The following is a 20,195-nucleotide window of genomic DNA, read 5'->3' as shown; positions in this document are numbered from 1 at the left end:
AAATACCTGCGGCCCCCAGACCGACGTCTTCATTTCAGCTCAGATACTTTGCCGGCAAGCGTCTGCTCGACGAGGTTGACGTAGTAGCGCATCACCGTCGGCACGATCTCGTCGTTGAAGACGTAGCGGTCGCCGTGCAGGCCTTCGCCCGGGCCGACCTCGCCGGCACCGATCCACGCATAGCAGCCGCTCGCCTCACGGATCATGAAAGCGAGATCCTCGCAGCCGAGACTGGGACTGAACTCGGTCATGACATTCTCCCGGCCGACGACGGATGCCGCCGCCTCGACGGCGCGGGCCGTCGCGTCCGCGGTGTTGATCAGTGGCGGATAGCCCTTCCGGTAGTCGAACCTTGCCTTGAGCGAATGCGCGGCGGCGATGCCTTGTGCGATCTCGCCGATCAGCGTCTCGCAGTGGTTGGAAAGGCCGGGCTCGAAGAAGCGGCAGGTGCCTTGCAGCCAGACCTTGCCCGGCACGATGTTGCCGACATTGCCACCATGGATCTGCGTGATGCTGACGACAAGCGCGCTTTGCGGGTCGACCGAGCGGCTGACGATGCGCTGGACGGCTTGCACGAAGGCGCCCGCTGCCAGGATCGGGTCATCGCCGAGCTGCGGCATCGCGGCATGCGCGCCAAGACCCTCGAAAGTCAGCTCGAAATTGTCGACGGCCGCCATCTGCGCACCAGCACGGGCCGCGATCGTCCCCAGCCTGACGCCCGGCCAGTTGTGGACCGCATAGACCGCCTCGACGGGAAAGCGCTTGAACAGGCCGTCCTCGATCATGCGCATGCTGCCGCCTTCGTTCTCCTCGGCCGGTTGGAAGATGAAAGTGACGGCGCCATCGAAGGCGCAGGATTGACTGAGCAATTTGGCAGCGCCGAGCAGCATGGCGGTGTGGCCGTCATGGCCGCAGGCATGCATCACGCCCTCTCTCCTCGAAGCATAGAGCAAGCCGGTTTTCTCCAGCACCGGAAGCGCGTCGAGCTCGGCGCGAAGGCCGATGGCGCGTGTGCCGCCACCGCTGCGCAGGACACCGACGACCCCGGTGCCGCCGATCCCTTCATGCACCTCGTCGAGGCCGAAGGAGCGCAGTTTCTCTGCAACGAAACGCGCCGTTTCGTATTCATTGAATCCGAGCTCCGGATTGGCATGGATATGGTGCCGCCAGCCTATGACCTCTGGTGTCAGCGCGGCGATGGGGTCATTATGCAACATGATACCTCCTCTCACGCCGGCAATGGGCGGCGTGGCTTGATCCTGCTGCCATAGAAGGCCCGACGAAAAGCGTCTTGAACCGGATTGACTATGGCAAAGACAAACCAAGCGGCGGAGACCGGGAAATACTGGCGCCATCCGTGCTTCCCCGACCTTGGCCTGTTCGAAGCGCGCTTCACTCGGCACCGCTACGACTTGCACACACACCCGACCTATGTGATCGCCCTGATCACCTCCGGCTGCGAGCGGATTCGCATCGGCCGTCAAAGCGTTCTCGCCCCGGCAGGCGCCATTGCCGTCGTCAATCCAGAGGAGTGGCATGACGGCGAACGCGGGGCGGACGAAGGCTGGGCCTACCGGACGTTTTATCCCTCGGTGCCGCTGATGACCGCACTTGCCCGCGAACTCGGCTGGCACGGCGCTCCGGTGTTTTCGCGCGCGACTATCGAAGACAACAATCTCGCCGCAGCGTTGACGGCCGCACACCAGGGCTCGACATCCCCAGACACAATGACGGCCGAGACGTCCCTGCTCGTGGCGCTGCGACGGCTGATCGTTCGGCATGGCGACTCGAGCGGACAGGCCGAGGAGGTCGAAAGCTCCGGATCGCAGCGGAGGTTTTCGCTCTATCGCGACCTTGTCGAAAGCGAGCTCGGCTCGCAGCTCGACCTCAAGCGGCTTGCCGGTGCGGGTGGCGTGACCCGGTTCCAGGTCATCCGCGACTTCAACAAGGCGATCGGCCTGACGCCGGTGGCCTATATCCGCGACCGGCGATTGCGCCGGGCGAGCGCGCTGATCGAACAGGGATTTGGCCTCGCCGACGCCGCTATCGCGGCAGGTTTCGCCGACCAGAGCCATCTCTCCCGTACGTTCCGGGCCATGCATGGCATGACGCCGGGCATGTTTAGAAGAGCTGGATAAGGCGCTCCTCAACAGACAAGCTTGCGCGCCAATGCGTGCTGCGCAATGCTGACGCAGCTCGGGGGGAATCATGCGAATAATCTTGGCGCCGACGCTGCTGCTCGCGGCTGCACTGTTTGCAAACAACGCCCAGGCGCTGGACGCCAGCGGGACGCCGGTTGTCGTGACCCCGCTTGCCTCTCGCACCGAGACTGCGTCCGGCCAGCCGATCACGCTGCCGCAGAAGAACGTGCAGGTCCTGGTCTCGGCCTATCAGATCGCGCCGGGCGCCACTTTGCCGGTCCACAAGCATCCGTTTCCGCGCTATGCCTATGTCGAGGCCGGCACGCTTCAGGTCACCAACGTCGAAACCGGCAAGAGCAACACCTATAAATCAGGTGATTTCATCATCGAGATGATCGGGCAGTGGCATCAGGCCACCAATGTCGGCGCCGATCCGGTCAAGCTGCTGGTCATCGACCAGGTCGAAGAAGGCACCAAGAACACCGTGTTGCGCCAGTAGCTGCCACGTCTGAAAACAGCGTCCGTGGCGGATCCAGCACAGCGCGTAACAGACGTCAGAACGTGAACCCCTCCGGCAAATTGTGATTCCAATAGCCTTCCTCGACAAGTTCACTTATGCGCCAGCCCTCGGACGTGCGTATGACGCGGTCGCGATACCAGAGCCCTTGGAAGAAGACCTGCCTTTTGCCTTCGCCGAGGTCGACCACCATCGGGCATGAACAATGCACGCGCGCGCTGGCCTCATCCCCTCGGAGATCAAGAAGGATTGTTGAAATGGCGTGCTGCGAGATCAATATCTTCGATAGGGCGCCTTTCATATAAGCAACATGCTCATCCACACCGCTCCTGATTCCACCTGTTACAGTGTCGTCAAGCACGGCGTCGGGCGTGAATATTTTCCGATAGGCTTCCCAGTCGCGATCGTCCACAGCGTAGCAATAGCGAGCAAGCAGCTGTTCGATCTCAAGCCGATCGGAAACCTCCTGCAGTGAAAGGGTCATGTCCTGTCTCCGCGGTTGGCGGCACTAATGCCGCATGCGCCAAGCCTGCCCCGACATTCGATCAATATTCACGTTGCCGTTGCTCCGAGCAACCTCGCCGCGCGACTGGGCATGCGCAAATCCGAACACTCATTTGGCCTCCGCCTTCACCCGGTCGGCAGCGGCGGTCAAAAGGGCGCGATCTCCCTCTTCGTACAAGCGGCGGATGGAGATTGCCTTGACGCGCCAACCTTCCGACGTCCGCACCAGCCGGTGTAGATAGCTGCCGCCGACCGTCCAGAACCGGGAACCGATCCAGTGGGTCGCGCGGACATGGCTGCGTGCAACCGCATGCTTATCCGCGCCTTCGACAATGACGTTGGTGATGAGGTGCTGGGTGGCGTCGAAGCCCGGCAGCAGCGCTTGCCATTGGGCGATCAGGGAGTCGCGGCCGCTGGTCGTGACCTCGCCGCCGAAGAGGCTGGTATAGTCGGTCGTGACACGGGCCGCGAAATAGGATTTGACCCGGTTCCATTCACGCAGATCGGCATAGAGGCCGATCCCGGCAACTGCCTCGGCGATCACGATCCTGTCTTCGACCGTCAGCGCATCTCCCGGAGCGCTCGAGGCGGGCGCCGAGATGGCGGAAATCATCGCGGCTGAAACCGCCGAGGCCAAGACATACCGGCGGGTGACGAGGCTCATTGTCCCGCCTCCCCTGCACCGCCCAGCGTTGCGCGGAAGTGCGCGGCGACGGCATCGCTCGCCGCCTTCACCGGCGCGGCACGATCGTAGAAATCGAACTGGGTGACATTGTCTAGCCACATCTCCTGCCTGGAACTGGTCAGCCGCGCGTAGAACTTGTGCGCGCCCTGCGGAATGGCAGCCGCCTCGCTATGCACCATCAGAAAAGGCTGGTGCAGGCGCGGAGCAGCCTGGATTGCATCGAACCTCAACCAGCCGCGCCAGAAGGCGGGATCGGCCTCGTTGCGCCAGGCCGGGAGCATGCCGCGATCGGGTTCGGTGTAGTAAGGCACCTTGAACATGACCGCGCGCTCGTCGGTCAAGCTAGCAGCGGGCAGGAATGCCTGTTTGCCGGTGCGGCGATATTCCGCCTCGGCCGCATCGCTCGCGGCCTCGAGCCTGGCGACACCGTCCCCGCCGCCATAGGTCTGCTCGACCCCTTCGGCATCCTGCAACCAGGGCGCAACGAGGGCGACCGACTTGATCGCGACGTTTTCGGCCGCAGCGGTGACCATGTAGCCGGAGCTGGCGCAAATGCCGAGCCCGCCGATGCGGTCCTGATCGGTCTCGGGCCGGGTCGCGAGATAGGCGACCGCCGCTTCGATGTCGGCGATCTTGGCGTTAGGATCCTCGTACTGGCGGCGCACGCCGCCGCTTTCGCCCCAGCCGCGAAAATCGAAGGTCAAGGCGATGAAACCGCGGTCGGCCATCTCGCGGGCATAGCGGGCCGGCATCTGTTCCTTTACCGTCATCCAGGCGCCGGTCACGACCAGCGCGGGCCGAAGTTTCGCCGCGTCCAGATCCTCCGGCAGATAGAGCTCGCCGACGATCTGCTCACCGTTCGAGGCGAAAGCGACGCGCTCGATGCGCGGTGCGGCGAAGGCATTGGAGGCGGCGAGCGCCACGGCGGTTGCTGCAGCAAGTGTCAGGGTTTTAAGCATCGCAAGTCTCCTTTGGCTTGGAGTGAGAAGCGCGGCGCGTTGCAAGAAAGACCGCCGTCTCAGCGCTCGCCAGCCAGTCGGCCGGGCAATGGCTTCAGCGGGTAATGCGCCCAGTAAAAGGCGTCCGACTGATACATGTCGGTCAAAAAATTCTGTGCCTCGGCGATCTTGCCGCCCTTGATGCGGAACATCAGCGCATAGAGCTGGTCGATCTCGGGACCTGAGCCGACATTCGACCAGCCGCGATGGACATCGACGACGAGGTCGCCCTGCGCCTGGAAGAAGATCGGCTCGGCCTTGAACTTGCCATCGGCCAGGCCGCGGAAAAAGGCGACCACCTCGTCCGGCCCGCGCTTGTCGCCGGCGAGCGGATGATGACCGGGAATGCGCCACACGATGTCGGGCGCGAGGAAGGGCCGCACGGCCTCAGGATTGCCGGTCGCGTAAGCTGCGTAGTAGTCCTTGATGAGCTGGATGTTGCTGTCCTCCAGCGGCCCGGCATTCGCCGGGGCGGCAGACACCGCCAGAAGAGCGCCGGCGGCGAGTGAAGCGAGCCTGGTCATCGGTCCTGTCTCCTTGCCCGTTCGGGCCCTCGCAACAGCGAGGCCCGTTCGTCGAGCCCAACATGACGCCTTTTGTTCACCGGAAAAACCAGTAGAGTTCGACAGGGCTATTTGGAAAAACCTTACAATGCGCCTCGACCAATTCAGCGGCATCGTCGCCTTCGTAAAAGTTGCGGAGGCCAGGAGCTTCACCCGCGCCGCCGCCGAGCTCGGCGTCGCTCCGGCCTCGTTGAGCGAGGCGGTCAAAGGACTTGAGGAGCGCCTGGGGGTGCGGCTGCTCAACCGCACGACCCGCAGCGTTGGCTTGACCGAAGCTGGCGCCCAATACCTCGACCATGTGCGCCCGGCAGCCGAAGACATCTGGGCGGCTGGTGCGGCGCTGCGCGAGACCCGCGATCGTCCTGCCGGCACGCTGCGCCTCAGCCTGCCCTGGATCGCCGCCCCGCTGCTGATCGAGCCACTAATGCGGCCGTTCATGGATGCTTATCCAGAAGTGCGGCTCAATCTGATCTTCGACGACAGCTTCGTCGACATCGCCGCCGAGGGGTTCGATGCCGGCCTGCGCATCGGCGAGCTTCTCGAGAAAGATATGATCGGCGCGCGCCTGGGCGGGCCCCTGCAGATGGTCGTGGTGGGCAGCCCGGACTATCTGGCGCGCAACGGCACGCCGAAGCGGCCGGCCGACCTCGCCGCCCATCGCTGCATCGCATTCGCCCTCACCCGCACCCGCGCGATCTCGCCCTGGGAGTTCACCGTGGATGAACGCGAAGTCGCTTTCACACCGGACGCATGTCTGGTCGTGAACACGCTTCCGCTGTGCATTACTGCTGCCGCGCAAGGGCTTGGCCTCGCCTTCGCGGTCGAGGGGCTCGCCGCGCCGCTTCTTGCCTCAGGCGCGCTGGTCAAGGTGCTGGAGCCTTTCTGTCCCGCTTACGAGCCGCTCCACCTCTATTATCCCAGCCGCCGCCTGGTACCGCCGAAGCTGCGGGCCTTCATCGACTTCGTGCGCGCGAATTCTCACAAGCTGCGGATCTGATGTGGCTTTGCGAGAACCCGGCCCCGTTCAGCCCCAGGCGCCGACCATCTGTCTGGTGGTTGCGTTGAGACGGTTGAACGCATTGATCAGGGCAATCTGGACGACCAGTGCGGCAAGCGCCTTTTCGTCATAGTGCCGGGCGGCTTCATCCCAGACCGCATCCGGCACCGGGTCTGGCCGGTCGGCTAACCGGGTCGCCGCCTCGGTCAGCGCCAGCGCGGCGCGCTCGGCGTCGGTGAAGTAAGGTGTTTCCCGCCAGGCCGACACGGTGAAGACGCGCTCATCCTTTTCACCGGCCTTCTTCAATTCGCGTGCATGCATATCGATACAGACACTGCATCCGTTGATCTGGCTGGCGCGCAAATGGACGAGCTTGCGCGTCACATAGGACAGATCGGCCGTTTCCGTCGACTTGTCCAGCGCGAGCAGCGCCTGCAGAGCGCCAGGAATGAGCATCACCGGGTTTTTCAATCGTGCTTGCATAGTGGTCTCCTTCGGGCGTGTTTTCTCAAGCCCGGACGACGAACATCCGGGGTCTCGATATTTCTTGGTTCTGTCAGTTCGCCGGCCGCCGCGTTGCGGCAAGGCGAGCGCCGGGATATTCAGCTTTGCCAGGCAGTCACCCGCTCAAGCCGCTCGAGAATGCGCGGCCAACCGCTTCCCATGCCGATGTAGCCGCGCTCGTCCTCGGACCGGAACCCGGAATGCTCCATGCGCACCCGCGTCGCTTTACCTTCGGGCGTCAACGACCATGTCACCACGGTCTTCAGACCGCTGTCGGATTCGGTGCCGTCGCCCCAGCTGTAGGCGAGCAGGCGTGGCGGCTCGATCTTCAGCACCTCGCAGTTCGTCACGCCGGACCAGCCAGGCACCGGCGTCGCGCGAAAGGTAAAGCGATGGCCTTGCTCAGGCGCAAAGTCGTTCTCCATCAGCCATTCGGCAACCAGATGCGGCACGGTCAGTGCGCGCCATATCTTTTCAGCCGCATGCGGGATCAGACGCTCGACGACAATGGATTTGGTTTCGATTGTGGTTGCTTCAGTCATGACTTGGGACCCGTTGTTTGCGGTTTGGCTGGGCTATTCAACAACGCGCTCTCCATGAGAACCAATAACCCATCAGCTATGAGTTACGTATAACGCTTAAGTTATGAATGTGTCAAGCGGCGGAATGGCAGGCGCGCCCGCAAGCACATTGAGCCCACACTTCCGGCTTTCAAGGCACCGTGCCCGATGCTACCGCTGGCCAGCTGAAATCATCAACGGATCGCCCATGACCGAGACCGAACGCCCTCGCCTGCCGCTGATCGAGATCTGCGTCGAAGGCATAGACGGCCTGCTGGCCGCGCAAGCCGCCGGTGCCGACCGTGTCGAGCTCTGTGCCAGCCTGGTCGAGGGCGGCATCACGCCGAGCTTCGGCACCGTGCGCACGGCGCTTGAATTAGCGACGATCCCGTTCCACGTCATCGTGCGGCCGCGTGGCGGCGATTTTCTCTATAGCGAGGCCGAATATCGTTCGATGCTCGCCGATGTCCGAGCGCTTGCCGAGCTTGGCGTCGCCGGTGTCGTTATCGGCTGCCTCGCTGCCGACGGCACGATCGATGAGCAGCGCATGAGCGAACTGGCGCAGGCAGCGGGGAGCTTGAACGTCACCTGCCACCGCGCCTTCGACATGACCCGCGACCCGACCGAGGCACTGGAATCGCTGATCCGCTGCAAGGTCGGCCGTGTGCTGACCAGCGGCCAGCGCGACACGGCGCTGGAGGGCGCGGACCTGCTCGCCGATCTGGTCAGGCAGGCTGGCGACCGCATCATCATCCTCGGCTGCGGCGGGCTTGACCCGCAGAACATTGCCGAGGTGCGGAGGAAAACCGGGGTGAGCGAAATGCACTTCGCCGCGCTCAAGGACGTGCCGAGCGCCATGCGCTATCGCAACCCGAAAGTCGGTATGGGCGGCACCGACCTCGACCGCGAATACCGCAACACCGTGACCGACGAGGTACTGGTGGCGGCGACCATCGCCGCTGCCCGGGCATGATCCTGGAAGACAGAAGAAAGAAAATGATTGAAACGCGATTGCCGATCGAGCTGGTTTTGCCGCGGGATGAGCCCGCAATCCTCGCGCTCAACAACGAGCACGCTGCGGAATTATCATGGCTCGAACCTGAGCGCCTTTCCTTCCTGCTTGGCGAAGCGTTTTACGCGCGCCGTATCGGTGCACTCGAAGCCTTCATCATGACCTTCGACCAGGACGCAAGCTACGACAGCCCGAATTTCCTGTGGTTTCGCGAGCGCTATCCGCGCTTCGTCTATGTCGATCGCGTCGTGGTCGGCGCCAATGCGCGCGGCCGGGGTCATGCCCGCCGGCTGTACGAGGATCTGTTCGAGCAGGCGTCACGCGCCGGCCAGGCGATCGTCACTTGCGAGGTCAATGCCGAGCCACCCAATCCGGCTTCGGACGCCTTCCACGCGGCACTCGGCTTCATGGAAGTGGGCGACGCGGTAATCCACGGCGGCAAGAAAGCCGTGCGGTATTATCTAAGACGGATCGCCGGCTGAACGGCAGCCGCCTCGCCCTACCAATTGCGGTTCAGCCAGGAGCGGGTCGGCTTTTCGACGATGTAGTAGCTGCACAGAGCGCAAGCGAACGCCGCCGCCAACATCAGCCACGGCGAACTGCCTTGTATGTCGACGAATTGATAAAAGGGCTGCTGCCAAAGATAGAGCGAATACGACCACAGCCCCAGCATCGTCATCGGCCGGGAGGATAGAAACCCGGTCAGGTACCAACTGCTGAAGTCGAGCGAGTTGACGGCGAGGGCCAACAGCGGCACCGCGACCAGATAGTGGATCGGGGTTGGCACGGCAGCCATGAACACTAGAACCGCCACGACAGCGGCCGCCAGGGCGACATGTGGGCCCTTGAGCAGCGCCGGCAGCCTGTCGTCGGCCTTGAGCAGGCATATCACCGCTGACAGCAGGATCGAGGCGATGTGCACGTCGGTGCGCCAATAGGTGGACTCGTAGCCTATTCCGAGCACCCAGTAGGAGATGGCGCCGTTTGCCATGGCCAGCACCGACAATGCGCCGAGCAGCACGATGACCCGGGACTGCCCCGAGACGACGACGCCGATCAGCGCCAGGATGACATAGGCGTGCTCTTCGACGCAGAGCGACCAGATATGGTCGAGCGCGCCGGCGCGGGTGACGAGAATTCCGGCGTAGTTGTAAGTGAACGTCAGCGCCGTCAGCGCCGCCTTCCACTTGAAGGCGATGAATGTGCCGGACAAGGCAACCACCGCGGCGACGACGAAAACCATCAGTGCCGGGTAGATGCGGGAGAACCGGCGCTTGAAGAATTTCTTCAGCGGATAGTGTTCGACGAACAGGATCTCGGCCATCAGCCGGCCGCTGAGCACGAAGAAGAATTCGACGCCCAGGACGCCGAGATTGATGCCGGGAACGGGGAAGAAATGGCCGATCAGCACCAGCGCGATCGACAGGCCACGCCAGCCGTCGAGATAGGCAAGCCTGGTTCTTGCCGAGCTATCGGCGACAGGCCTGGACACGACAAGACGCGCCGCGGAGATGTCCGTCATGCCGGTCCCTTCTGCGAAAGGCGGGCTGGAGGCCGCATTCCTCCAGCTATATTGCAGCGCACCAGAACTTTGTGCAAGTGCGAGATAACGACACGCCCGAAGTACGGGACGGACAGAAAAGGGCCGTTAAGGCCCCTTCCCCAAAACCGAAGGTCGGTGGTCTCAGGCGTTGGCGGCAGCCACGAGACTGGCGCGGTAGTCGGCCGACCATTCATGTCGCTCATCAAATTATCCGCCGCGACTTTAACGCCGGCCAGTGCCGAGGCCACGAAGCTTCCGGCGAGCGCCGCCTCGATCTCCTTCGAACGGAAGAGGCCATTGTCGCCGGCGCCGGTGGAAGGCCTTGTGTTTCTCCTTCGATAAAGAGAGGGTCTGTCACCAAACTGGTGGACGGACATGCCGAACGGAAGTGTCACATATGCGGTGTAACCAGCAAGTTGAGCTCAAAGTCGGTTCTGGATCGCGGAAGGGAATGTGGCATGGTGGATTCTGATCGGATCGACAACCTGATCGCAGCGGTGCCCCCCGCCTTGGCGCTTCGCGCCGGGCTGGACCTCGGCATCTTCACCCGGCTCGGCGGCAGCGCGGTGACTGCCGACAGCCTTGGGGCCGCGCTCAAAGTCGAGCCCGATCGTCTGTCGCGGCTCCTCTACGCGCTCGCCAGCATCGGTCTCCTCGAAGTCAAGGATGGTCAATTTCGCAATGGAGCCGAAGCGTCGGCCTTCCTCGACGCGTCCAAACCGACCTACCGCGGCGGCGATCATGCGCTCCTGCGCGAGCTCTGGGGAGCCGACCTGCTGACCGCAGAGTCGCTGCGACAGAACCGGCCGGCTGCGCTGCACGACTTTTCCGAAGCGGGGCCCGAGGCCGCGGCGGCCTTCAGCCGCCTGCTCGCACCGGGCGGGGTGATTTTCGGCCGACATCTGGCCCGGGAGATGGACCTCTCTGCGATCGGTTCGGTGATCGACATCGGCGGGGGCTCCGGGACCATTCTCGTCGGACTTCGCGAGCGGCGGCCGCAGATTGCGGCGACGCTGATGGAACTCCCAACGGTGGCAGCGGTCGCGCCAGATATCCTGTCAGAATACGGTGCCGACGACGTGGTTGTCGAAGAGGGGGACATAACTGTCGCACCATCGATCGGTCGGCACGACCTGGCGATCCTGAAGGCCGTCGTCCAGGTCCTTCCGCCGGACCAGGCGCGCAGTTCGATCCTGAACGCGGCGCGTTGCCTCACACCCGGAGGCGAGATCGCAATTGCGGGGTGGGGTGTCGTCGATGACGACCGCCTCGGCCCGCCTGAGGGTGTCTTTCTGAATGTCACCTTCTTGAACCTCTATCGCCACGGCGAATCGTACACTGAAGGTCAGTATCGCGCATGGATGACCGAGGCTGGATTCCGGGATATCTCCAGGTCGCGCCTGACGGACGGCTCCACGTTGTTTCGTGCGCGCCTCACGGGCTGATCGTGGCTGAGTGGTTGGTTTCGGACGCAAGGCTCTCCGAGCCCGCCCGCCAGGGCACGGACGAGGACACGAGCGACTAAATTCAGGCCGCGCCGCGCGGCGGGGCGTAGCTCTTCTGAAATGCAATGCCTTGCCCGGTGATCCAAATCGGCCGAATGTGCCGGCGACAGATTCACTGAAGCAGAGACAGTGCATGACAGACTTCGCCCTCCCCCTGCCCGCAACCCCGTCGGTGGCCGTCGCCGGCTCGCCGCAGCGTTTTGCGGTGCGTCGCATCTTCTGCGTCGGCCGCAACTACGCCGCCCATGCCCGCGAGCTCGGCAATGATGAGCGCGACCCGCCCTTCTTCTTCACCAAGCCAGGCGACGCAGTGGTCGATGCGGCGGTCGGTTCGGGCACGATCATCCCCTACCCGCCGCTGACCCAAAACCTGCATCACGAAATCGAGCTAGTCGTCGCGATCGGCGGAGCCGGCTTCCGCATCCGGCGCGAGCGGGCGCTGAACCATGTCTGGGGCTACGGCGTCGGTGTCGACCTGACCCGCCGCGACCTTCAGGACGAGGCGAAGAAGGCGGCACGACCGTGGGACTGGTCGAAAGCCTTCGACCGTTCGGCGCCCTGCGGCCCGCTGGTTCCGGCACAAACATCCGGCCATCCCGAAAAGGGCCGTATCTGGCTCGCCGTCAACGGCAAGATCAGGCAGGACGGCGACCTCGCCGAACTGATCTGGCCGGTTCCCGACATCGTCTCGATTTGCAGCGAGGCGGTAGAACTTAAGCCCGGCGACCTGATCTTCACCGGCACGCCGGCCGGCGTCGGCGCGGTCGGGCCGGGCGAAAAGATCACCGGCGGCGTCGACGGCATCGGCGAAATCGAGCTGACCATCGGCCAACCGGGCCCGTGATCCGATGAGCGACATCGTCCTTCACAATTACTACCGCTCCTCGACGTCTTACCGGGTGCGGATCGCGCTGGAGATGAAGGGCCTCGCCTACGAATACGTGCCGCATCATCTGCGCCACGGCGAGCATCTCGAACCCGCCTATCTCGCGGTCAATCCGCAAGGTCTGGTGCCGGCTCTGATCCTGGGCGACGGCACGCTGCTGACGCAATCACTGGCGATCATCGAATATCTCGACGAGACCACGCCCGAGCCGCCATTGCTGCCCAAGGATGCGCCTGGCCGCGCCCGCGTCAGGATGCTGGCGCAGATGATCGCCTGCGACATCCATCCGGTGAACAATCTGCGCGTGCTGACCTCGTTGCGCACGCTGTTCGGCGCCGGCGACCAGGACGTCGCCAACTGGTTCCGGCATTGGGTGAACGAAGGTTTCCAGCCGCTTGAAAAGATTCTGGCTTCCTCGCCCGAGACAAAGACCTTTTGCCATGGCGACACGCCGGGGCTAGCCGATATCTGCCTGGTCGCACAGGTCACCAGCAATGCCCGTTTCGGCGTCGATATGACGCCCTACCCGACGATCGCGCGCATCAACGCCGCCTGCATGGCGCTGCCGGCGTTCCAGAAGGCGGCGCCGGAGAACCAGATCGATGCCGAGTAGACCGCAAATTGCATGAAGTGATGAGGAACTGCCGATGAAAGCCGTCGTCTTCGAAAAATTCGGCGAGGCGCCGACGATCCAGACCGTGCCGGATCCGACGCCTTCGCCGGAAGGCGTCGTCATCAAGGTCGAGGCGACTGGCCTTTGCCGCAGCGATTGGCATGGCTGGATGGGCCACGACGACGGCATCCGCCTGCCGCATGTGCCGGGCCACGAGCTGGCAGGCGTCGTGGTCTCCACAGGCAGCCAGGTGACCCGCTGGAAGACCGGCGAGCGCGTCACCGTGCCGTTCGCCGTCGGCTGCGGCCGCTGCTCCGAATGCACCTCGGGCAACCACCAGGTCTGCGAGCACCAGTTCCAGCCCGGCTTCACCGCTTGGGGCTCGTTCGCCGAATATGTCGCCATCGACCACGCCGACACCAATCTCGTGCGCTTGCCCGACGAGATGGAATTCGCCACCGCCGCCAGCCTCGGCTGCCGCTTCGTCACCTCGTTCCGCGCCATCGTCGACCAGGGCCGGGTGACGCCCGGCGAATGGGTGGCCGTGCATGGCTGCGGCGGCGTCGGCCTGTCGGCGATCATGATCGCCAGCGCCATGGGCGCCAATGTCGTTGCCATCGACCTGACCGACGAGAAGCTGGACTTCGCCAAAACGATCGGCGCGGTGGCGACGATCAACGCGGCAAAGACGCCGAACGTGGTCAAGGCAGTCAAGCAGATCACCAATGGCGGCGCGCATATGTCGATGGACGCGCTCGGCCATCCGACGACGTCGTTCAACTCGATCGCGAACCTGCGCCGGCGCGGCCGCCATGTGCAGGTCGGCCTGATGCTCGGCGAGCATGCCAGGCCGCAGATACCGATGGACAAGGTGATCGCCTTCGAGCTCGAGATCCGCGGCAGCCACGGCATGCAGGCTTTCCGCTATCAGGCGATGATGGAGATGATCCGCACCGGCAAGCTTAAGCCCGAACTGCTGGTCGGCAAGAAGATCAGCCTCGAGGAAGCGCCGGCCGCATTGATGGCTATGGGCGGCTTCGAAGGCATCGGCATCGGCGTGGTGACCCGATTCTAGATCAGCGACCCGACTCTGGATTAGCGGAGAAAGGCGCAGACTTCCCGCACGCAGGCGCGTAACCAGCGTTGCGCCGGATCGGCGTCGAGCCGCGGATGCCAGAGCATCGAGATCGTGACCTCGGCAACGTCGACCGGCAACGGAAAGCTGAACATGCCCGTGCGCGCGCCTAGCGTGTGCCGCTCGGGGACGCTGGCGATCAAATCGGAGGCGCGCGCCATGGCGAGCGTGGCCGAGAAGCTGGAAACCATGCACACAATCGTCCGCTGGAGACCCAGCAGTTTCAAGGCCTCGTCGATCGGGCCTTTTTCGCGACCACGCCGCGAAACGCTGATGTGGCGGCCGGCCGCATAGCGGGCCGGCGTCACCGGACCCTCGCTCAGCTCATGGCCCATTCGCACCGCACCGATGAAGCGGTCGCGAAACAGCGCCTGAATACGCATTTCAGGGCTCGTTTCACCGGCAACCCCGATTTCGAGATCAATCCCTGCGTCACGCAGCGACATGTCGTTCTTGTCGGATTTCGGCGCAAAACGCAGCTGCACGCCAGACGCATCCGCTTCGATACGGGCGACGAGACGCGGCGCGAACTCCTCGACGAAGCTTTCATTGGCGCGCAGCGTAAAAACGCTGTCGAGGCATGAGAGGTCGAGCAAGGTGGCCGGGCGCAGGAGCGCTTCAGCTTCCTGCACGACGCGGCCTGCCTGCTGCTGCAATTCCTGCGCGCGCGGTGTCGCAACCAGGCCACGGCCGGCCCGGACCAGCAATGGATCGCCTGTCGCTTGGCGCAGCCGCGCCAGCGTCCGGCTCATCGCCGACGGACTGAGGTGCAGCCGCGCGGCAGCACGGGCGACGCTGCCCTCGCTCAGCAGCACATCGAGGGCGACAAGCAGATTGAGATCGGGTGACGACATGGAAGGACCATAACACAGCTCAGCGGTGACGTGGCGTTTCATGCACGAATAAGATGCAAATACTGCGCCTTCCGCCACATCAAGCAGAGGAATAGCTTCCGACAGCTCCGATTTTGGGGGCTTGCCGGCAGAGGAGTTCACCGTGGCATCGACCGCTGAAAAGACTTGGTCTGAAAAGAGCTGGGCTGAAAAGGCCGGGGCTGAAAAGATCGGGAATGAAACGGCCCCGGTGAGCGTCCGCTCGGCCCGATGGGCGTTGGCCAGCCTGTCGCTTTCAACGCTGCTGTCGTCGCTCGCCACCAGCATCGCCAGCGTCGGGCTGCCATCGCTGATGCAGGCATTCGGCGCATCGTTCCAGCTCGTGCAATGGGTCGTTCTTGCCTATCTGCTCGCCATCACCACCTTGATCGTCAGCGCCGGGCGACTCGCCGATATATTCGGCCGCCGCCCGCTATTGCTCGGCGGCATTGGCCTGTTCACCTTCGCATCGGTGCTTTGCGGGCTCGCGCCGACGCTCTGGCTGCTGATTGCCGCAAGGGCGGCACAGGGGCTCGGCGCGGCCGTCATGATGGCTCTGACGCTGACCTTTATCGCCGACACGGTTCCCCGGGAAAAAACCGGCAGCGCCATGGGCCTGCTCGGCGCCATGTCCGCGATCGGCACCACGCTTGGCCCCTCGCTTGGCGGACTGCTGATCGCCGGTCTCGGCTGGCGAGCGATCTTCCTCATCAATCTGCCGTTGGGGGCGCTGGCCTTCGCGCTCGCCCGTCGCGTCCTGCCGGCTGGAAAAAAGTCAGCGGAACCGGATCGCCGCGGTTTCGACGGCATCGGCACGGCTTTGCTCGCGCTGACGCTAGCCGCCTATGCGCTCGCCATGACCCTTGGGCGCGGCAGTTTTGGTTCTCTCAATGTCGGCTTGCTGATTGCCGCTGCCGTGGGTGGCCTGCTGTTCGTCATTGCGCAGACAAGCGCCGAGAACCCTTTGATCCAGCCTGCGAGGTTCCGCGATAGCGCCTTGAACGCAAGCCTCGCCATGAGCCTGGTCGTCGCCACCGTGATGATGGCGACGCTGGTGGTCGCGCCATTCTATCTGTCGCGCGCGCTTGGGCTGGACGCAGCCATGGTCGGGCTGGTTCTGTCGGCCGGCCCTCTGGTTACGGCCTTGGCGGCGCTGCCGGCCGGACGCCTGGTCGATCGTTTCGGGGCGCACCGGATGATGATCGTCGGCCTGCTCGATCTCGCCATTGGTATCTTCATTCTGTCGCAGGCGGAATTCGGTATTGCCGGCTATGTCGTGCCAATCATCATCGTCTGCACCGGCTACAGCCTGTTTCAGACCGCCAACAATTCAGCCGTGATGACCGGCGTCGCGTCCGACCAGCGCGGCGTCGTCTCCGGCCTGCTCAATCTGTCGCGCAATCTCGGCCTGATCACCGGTGCGTCGGTGATGGGCGCGGTGTTTGCCTTCGCATCGGCTGGCGGAGGCGAAGGCACCGGTCGGCAGGTATTGGCATCTGCGGCAGCCGCACGCGGCATGCAGGTCACTTTCCAGGTCGCGACGGCCCTGGTGGTGGCGGCTTTGATCATTGCGATTATTTCTGGTCGCCGCGGCCAGCGCGCTTAGCTGAGCCGCCAGCGACGAACTCCAGCATCAGTTCAGCAGCCCTGAGCGCATGCGTCTCCAGAAGGAAATGGCCTGCGTCGAAGACGTGGGCCTCCATCCGGGGAAGATCCATAAGCCACGATTGAACCTCTGCAATGTCGAAGAAGGCATCGTGGCGACCCCAAAGAAGCATCGCTCGGGGTTGACGCTTCGCCAGATAATCAGCCACCGCCGCGAACCGGTCGACATATCGGCCGTAGTCGGCAATGAGCGCCTTCTGCAGATCAAGTCGTCCCGGCAGGCACATGACCCGCCAGTCTTCAATCCAACCACCTGGATCGATCTGCGCCGCGATCTCGGCTGGCAGGCCGGCGACGTACTGGTCGCGGGTTCCCTCGAGGGTGAGATGGGCGGTGGCGGCCTGCTCATTCGCCGCATTCGGCTCAGCCCAGAAGTCCAATGTGTCTGCCCATTGCGAACCAAAGCCGGAGCGGTGGGCATTGGCATTCTGGACGACAAGGCCTTCGACGAGTTCCGGGGCGCGCATGGCGAGATGAAGCGCTACCGGGGCTCCGAAATCATGCAAATAGAGAAACCTGCGGCCAACGTTGAGACGCGAGAGCAGCTCTTCAATCGCGCTGGCCAGCATGTCGAACGACGGCTCGGGCGGCAGATCGGATGCGCCGAAGCCCGGCAGGTCCGGCGCCACGACATAGACGCTGCCGGAGAGCGGCGCGATCACGTCGCGAAACGTCCGCGACGAGCTAGGAAAGCCGTGCAGCAGCACGAGCGCGGGTTCGGAAGCATCACCAGCCGTCCGGACGGCCACCTCGCCACCCGAGGACAAGCGTATCTTCTGGATCCCAGGCACCAAAATTGCCCCTTTTTCTCCACGCCGCGCAAGGCCCACTTCGCGCCTTGCGCCACGCTGGCCGATTCGGCGCCTCGGAGACGCCGTTCCGCCAGGTCGGCAGCTCTTGGTATCAACTGGACGCGATTGTATCGAGTTCAAGACTGCGCCGGCGCACCTATCTCGCATATCTCTTGGCGCCGACGACGCAAAGCACGACGGCGGCGGTGACGGCGATCATGGCGGGACTGACCTGCTCATGCAGCAGCGCTGCCGCCAGCCCAAGGCCGAAGAAAGGCTGCAGCAGTTGCAGCTGCCCGACCGCGGCGATGCCGCCTTGCGCCAGGCCGCGATACCAGAACACGAAACCGATCAGCATGCTGAACAGCGACACATACGCCAAACCTATCCACGCGCCCCTGCCGGCACTTTCGAGCGACGGCGGCATGGTGATGAACGTCAGCGCCAGCATGACCGGCAGCGACAGCACCAGCGCCCACGAGATCACCTGCCAGCCGCCGAGCTTGCGCGACAGCGCCGCTCCCTCGGCATAGCCCAATCCGCACACGATGATGGCGGCCAGCATCAAGATGTCGCCGAGCGGCGAGACCGAGAGGCCATGCGTCACTGCAAAACCGGCAACAAGGGCGCTGCCGAGACACGAGAACAGCCAGAACGCCGGTTTCGGGCGATCACCGCCTCGAACCACGCCGAAGATCGCGGTCGCCAACGGCAACAGGCCGACGAAAATGATCGAGTGAGCCGAATTGATGTGCTTGAGCGCCAGCGCTGTCAGCAGGGGAAAGCCGACCACGACGCCAAGCGCGACGATCGCCAGCGAGAACAGATCTTGCCGCTCCGGTCGCTTCTGGCGAAAAACGAGCAGCAGCGCGAGGCCGAGAATGCCCGCCGAAGCCGCACGGGCGACCGTCACGAACACCGGATCGAAATCCATCACCGCCACGCGCGTCGCCGGAAGCGAACCGCTGAAGATCAGCACGCCTATGAACCCGTTGACCCAGCCGCTCGCCGCCCAGCTACTCGCCGCCCCACCACTCACCGCCTTGTCCATCGATGCCCCGCTCGTTTCGCCCTCTATCGGGCCGGGCGTATGGCTCCGCCAGAGACAATGAGGTACAGTTCGACAAAACCGTCATGGTAGGCTGAGCAGTACGGATGGACGAGCAGACGACAACAGATGAGGGCAGCCGGACGCTTGTCGAAACCGTCATGGCGACGATCAGGCACAGGATCGCCGCGCGCAGCCTGACACCGGGAATGCGGCTGCCTTCGATCCGGGCTTTCGCCAAGGCCATGCAGGTTTCCAAATCCACCGTGGTCGAAGCCTATGAGCGTCTTGCGGCGGAAGGCATGATCCGCTCGCGGCCGGGCTCGGGTTTCTATGCCGCCGGATCGCTGGCTCCGCTGTCACTGGCCGAGATCGGCCCCAGGCTTGACCGTGCTGTCGACCCGCTGTGGGTCTCGCGCCAATCGCTGGAAGCTGGCGACAATGTGCTCAAACCCGGTTGCGGCTGGTTGCCGGCCGCATGGATGCCCGGGGCCGGATTGCGCCGCGCACTGCGGACCATGGCCCGCGCCGACGATGCCGCGCTGACCGATTACGGCACGCCGCTCGGCTTGCCGGCGCTGCGCCATCTGCTGGCGCGGCGCATGGCCGAGCACGGTATCGAAGCCTCCCCGGACCAGATCATGCTGACGGAATCGGGCACCCAGGCGATCGACCTGCTGTGTAGGTTTCTGCTCGAACCGGGTGACACCGTGTTGGTCGACGATCCCTGCTATTTCAACTTCCATGCCCTGTTGCGCGCCCATCGGGCCAAGGTGATCAGCGTTCCCTACACACGCTCGGGGCCGGACATCGAGCTGTTCGCGCAAGCGCTGAACGAGCACCGGCCGCGCCTCTACATCACCAATTCCGCGCTCCACAATCCGACCGGCGCGATATTGTCGCCCGTCGCCGCCCATCGGCTGCTGAAGCTCGCCGACCAGTCGGGGCTGACGATTATCGAGGACGATATCTTCGCCGATTTCGAACATACGCCCGCGCCCCGGCTGGCGGCCTTCGACGGTCTCAGCCGGGTCATCCATATCGGAAGCTTCTCCAAGACGCTTTCGGCATCGGTGCGCTGCGGCTTCATCGCCGCTCCTCGCGACTGGATGGAAGGATTGACCGATCTCAAGATCGCCACGTCCTTTGGCAGCGGGCGGCTTGCATCCGAACTGGTGCTGACGCTGCTGAAGGACGGCCTCTATCGCAAGCACGTCGATCTGCTGCGCGCGCGGCTCTCGCGCGCCGTGGAAGAAACCAGCGCCCGCCTGAAGGCCATCGGCATCGTGCCATGGATAGATCAGCCGGCCGGCATGTTTTTGTGGTGCAGGCTGCCGGAGGGGATAGATGCCGCGGATGTCGCCCGTCACGCTTTGTCGGCCAACGTCGTGCTTGCGCCCGGCAATGCGTTCAGCCTGTCTCGGTCGGCCAGCCGTTTCATGCGCTTCAACGTCGCCCAGTCCGGAGACGACCGGATTTTCAGGGCGCTTGAACAGGCGATGTCGCGCTGATTTGCACCGCCGCACGCCTGTCTGAGCCCGTGTCCTCGGAGACTGTTTCGAAATTCGCTCTGGCGAGTCATATGGTGGTGGTTTCGAGAACCGGAGCGCAGCGGACATTTAGGTCCGTGAGCACCGGCCTACGCCGGCCGTAGCC

The 20,195-nt window shown here is 64.0% G+C and carries 22 protein-coding genes; 11 read left to right on the top strand and 11 right to left on the bottom strand.

The window, feature by feature from the left end:
• Window positions 1-29: 29 nt before the first annotated feature.
• Window positions 30-1,217, bottom strand: coding sequence for an amidohydrolase (locus NKI50_RS01720; RefSeq protein ID WP_352643193.1), 1,188 nt, complete (start codon window positions 1,215-1,217; stop codon window positions 30-32).
• Window positions 1,218-1,307: 90 nt separating this feature from the next.
• Here NKI50_RS01720 and NKI50_RS01715 point away from each other — a divergent pair, with 90 nt between their 5' ends.
• Together NKI50_RS01715 and NKI50_RS01710 are read left to right on the top strand one after the other, a co-directional pair.
• Entirely contained in the window at window positions 1,308-2,138 is an 831-nt protein-coding gene (locus NKI50_RS01715) for an AraC family transcriptional regulator (protein WP_352484227.1), read from the top strand.
• A gap of 70 nt (window positions 2,139-2,208) precedes the next feature.
• Complete coding sequence (locus NKI50_RS01710) at window positions 2,209-2,640, top strand: cupin domain-containing protein (protein ID WP_023720030.1); 432 nt, start codon at window positions 2,209-2,211, stop codon at window positions 2,638-2,640.
• 55 nt (window positions 2,641-2,695) lie between these two features.
• Here NKI50_RS01710 and NKI50_RS01705 read toward each other — a convergent pair whose 3' ends face one another.
• The 4 genes from NKI50_RS01705 to NKI50_RS01690 all read right to left on the bottom strand — a co-directional run bounded on the left by NKI50_RS01705 (window position 2,696) and on the right by NKI50_RS01690 (window position 5,369).
• The gene (locus tag NKI50_RS01705; RefSeq protein WP_023720029.1) at window positions 2,696-3,142 is read right to left on the bottom strand and encodes a nuclear transport factor 2 family protein; all 447 of its coding nucleotides are present in this window, start codon (window positions 3,140-3,142) and stop codon (window positions 2,696-2,698) included.
• A gap of 129 nt (window positions 3,143-3,271) precedes the next feature.
• Window positions 3,272-3,826, bottom strand: a complete 555-nt coding sequence (locus NKI50_RS01700; protein ID WP_352643195.1) for a nuclear transport factor 2 family protein — start codon at window positions 3,824-3,826, stop codon at window positions 3,272-3,274.
• Window positions 3,823-4,806: an alpha/beta hydrolase gene (locus NKI50_RS01695; protein ID WP_023720027.1), complete on the bottom strand. Its 984-nt coding sequence runs from the start codon at window positions 4,804-4,806 to the stop codon at window positions 3,823-3,825. Before NKI50_RS01695 ends, NKI50_RS01700 begins: the two co-directional genes overlap by 4 nt.
• 59 nt (window positions 4,807-4,865) lie before the next feature.
• Complete coding sequence (locus tag NKI50_RS01690) at window positions 4,866-5,369, bottom strand: nuclear transport factor 2 family protein (RefSeq protein WP_023720026.1); 504 nt, start codon at window positions 5,367-5,369, stop codon at window positions 4,866-4,868.
• Window positions 5,370-5,496: 127 nt separating this feature from the next.
• Here NKI50_RS01690 and NKI50_RS01685 point away from each other — a divergent pair, with 127 nt between their 5' ends.
• The gene (locus NKI50_RS01685) at window positions 5,497-6,405 is read left to right on the top strand and encodes a LysR family transcriptional regulator (protein ID WP_352484223.1); all 909 of its coding nucleotides are present in this window, start codon (window positions 5,497-5,499) and stop codon (window positions 6,403-6,405) included.
• 27 nt (window positions 6,406-6,432) lie between these two features.
• Here NKI50_RS01685 and NKI50_RS01680 read toward each other — a convergent pair whose 3' ends face one another.
• Both NKI50_RS01680 and NKI50_RS01675 read right to left on the bottom strand, forming a co-directional pair.
• Window positions 6,433-6,888 (bottom strand): carboxymuconolactone decarboxylase family protein, encoded by a 456-nt coding sequence (locus NKI50_RS01680; RefSeq protein WP_023720025.1) that lies wholly within the window; start codon window positions 6,886-6,888, stop codon window positions 6,433-6,435.
• Window positions 6,889-7,007: 119 nt separating this feature from the next.
• Window positions 7,008-7,451, bottom strand: a complete 444-nt coding sequence (locus NKI50_RS01675; protein ID WP_023720024.1) for an SRPBCC family protein — start codon at window positions 7,449-7,451, stop codon at window positions 7,008-7,010.
• A gap of 226 nt (window positions 7,452-7,677) precedes the next feature.
• Between NKI50_RS01675 and NKI50_RS01670 the strand changes: the two genes are divergently transcribed.
• Both NKI50_RS01670 and NKI50_RS01665 read left to right on the top strand, forming a co-directional pair.
• The gene (locus tag NKI50_RS01670) at window positions 7,678-8,442 is read left to right on the top strand and encodes a copper homeostasis protein CutC (RefSeq protein ID WP_023720023.1); all 765 of its coding nucleotides are present in this window, start codon (window positions 7,678-7,680) and stop codon (window positions 8,440-8,442) included.
• Between the two features lie 23 nt (window positions 8,443-8,465).
• Window positions 8,466-8,963, top strand: a complete 498-nt coding sequence (locus NKI50_RS01665) for a GNAT family N-acetyltransferase (RefSeq protein WP_023720022.1) — start codon at window positions 8,466-8,468, stop codon at window positions 8,961-8,963.
• 17 nt (window positions 8,964-8,980) lie between these two features.
• On the opposite strand, the gene NKI50_RS01660 is transcribed toward NKI50_RS01665, so the two are convergent.
• Window positions 8,981-10,003 (bottom strand): acyltransferase family protein, encoded by a 1,023-nt coding sequence (locus NKI50_RS01660; protein ID WP_023720021.1) that lies wholly within the window; start codon window positions 10,001-10,003, stop codon window positions 8,981-8,983.
• 479 nt (window positions 10,004-10,482) lie between these two features.
• On the opposite strand from NKI50_RS01660, the gene NKI50_RS01650 reads away from it, so the two are divergent.
• The 4 genes from NKI50_RS01650 (at window position 10,483) to NKI50_RS01635 (ending at window position 14,103) form a co-directional block, all read left to right on the top strand.
• Window positions 10,483-11,469: a methyltransferase gene (locus NKI50_RS01650; protein ID WP_352715155.1), complete on the top strand. Its 987-nt coding sequence runs from the start codon at window positions 10,483-10,485 to the stop codon at window positions 11,467-11,469.
• 193 nt (window positions 11,470-11,662) lie between these two features.
• Window positions 11,663-12,373 carry a fumarylacetoacetate hydrolase family protein gene (locus NKI50_RS01645; protein ID WP_023720019.1) on the top strand — a complete coding sequence of 237 codons (711 nt, stop codon included), beginning with the start codon at window positions 11,663-11,665 and terminating at the stop codon, window positions 12,371-12,373.
• A gap of 4 nt (window positions 12,374-12,377) precedes the next feature.
• The gene (maiA, locus tag NKI50_RS01640) at window positions 12,378-13,028 is read left to right on the top strand and encodes a maleylacetoacetate isomerase (protein ID WP_352484220.1); all 651 of its coding nucleotides are present in this window, start codon (window positions 12,378-12,380) and stop codon (window positions 13,026-13,028) included.
• A gap of 34 nt (window positions 13,029-13,062) precedes the next feature.
• On the top strand, window positions 13,063-14,103 hold the full coding sequence (locus NKI50_RS01635; protein ID WP_023720018.1) for a zinc-dependent alcohol dehydrogenase family protein: 1,041 nt from the start codon (window positions 13,063-13,065) through the stop codon (window positions 14,101-14,103).
• 20 nt (window positions 14,104-14,123) lie between these two features.
• Here the strand turns inward: NKI50_RS01635 and NKI50_RS01630 are convergent, their stop codons facing one another.
• On the bottom strand, window positions 14,124-15,017 hold the full coding sequence (locus NKI50_RS01630; protein ID WP_352495984.1) for a LysR family transcriptional regulator: 894 nt from the start codon (window positions 15,015-15,017) through the stop codon (window positions 14,124-14,126).
• Window positions 15,018-15,225: 208 nt separating this feature from the next.
• Here NKI50_RS01630 and NKI50_RS01625 point away from each other — a divergent pair, with 208 nt between their 5' ends.
• On the top strand, window positions 15,226-16,641 hold the full coding sequence (locus NKI50_RS01625) for an MFS transporter (RefSeq protein WP_031194301.1): 1,416 nt from the start codon (window positions 15,226-15,228) through the stop codon (window positions 16,639-16,641).
• On the opposite strand, the gene NKI50_RS01620 is transcribed toward NKI50_RS01625, so the two are convergent.
• Window positions 16,610-17,467: an alpha/beta fold hydrolase gene (locus NKI50_RS01620; RefSeq protein ID WP_023720016.1), complete on the bottom strand. Its 858-nt coding sequence runs from the start codon at window positions 17,465-17,467 to the stop codon at window positions 16,610-16,612. The genes NKI50_RS01625 and NKI50_RS01620 overlap by 32 nt on opposite strands.
• 181 nt (window positions 17,468-17,648) lie before the next feature.
• The gene (locus tag NKI50_RS01615) at window positions 17,649-18,542 is read right to left on the bottom strand and encodes a DMT family transporter (protein WP_352643872.1); all 894 of its coding nucleotides are present in this window, start codon (window positions 18,540-18,542) and stop codon (window positions 17,649-17,651) included.
• Window positions 18,543-18,646: 104 nt separating this feature from the next.
• Here NKI50_RS01615 and NKI50_RS01610 point away from each other — a divergent pair, with 104 nt between their 5' ends.
• Window positions 18,647-20,050 (top strand): aminotransferase-like domain-containing protein, encoded by a 1,404-nt coding sequence (locus NKI50_RS01610; protein WP_352643871.1) that lies wholly within the window; start codon window positions 18,647-18,649, stop codon window positions 20,048-20,050.
• Window positions 20,051-20,195: the final 145 nt, after the last annotated feature.

It is taken from the genome of Mesorhizobium sp. M0563 (genome assembly GCF_040321065.1).
Taxonomy (GTDB): domain Bacteria; phylum Pseudomonadota; class Alphaproteobacteria; order Rhizobiales; family Rhizobiaceae; genus Mesorhizobium.
This window is presented reverse-complemented; position numbering and strand designations above follow the sequence as displayed.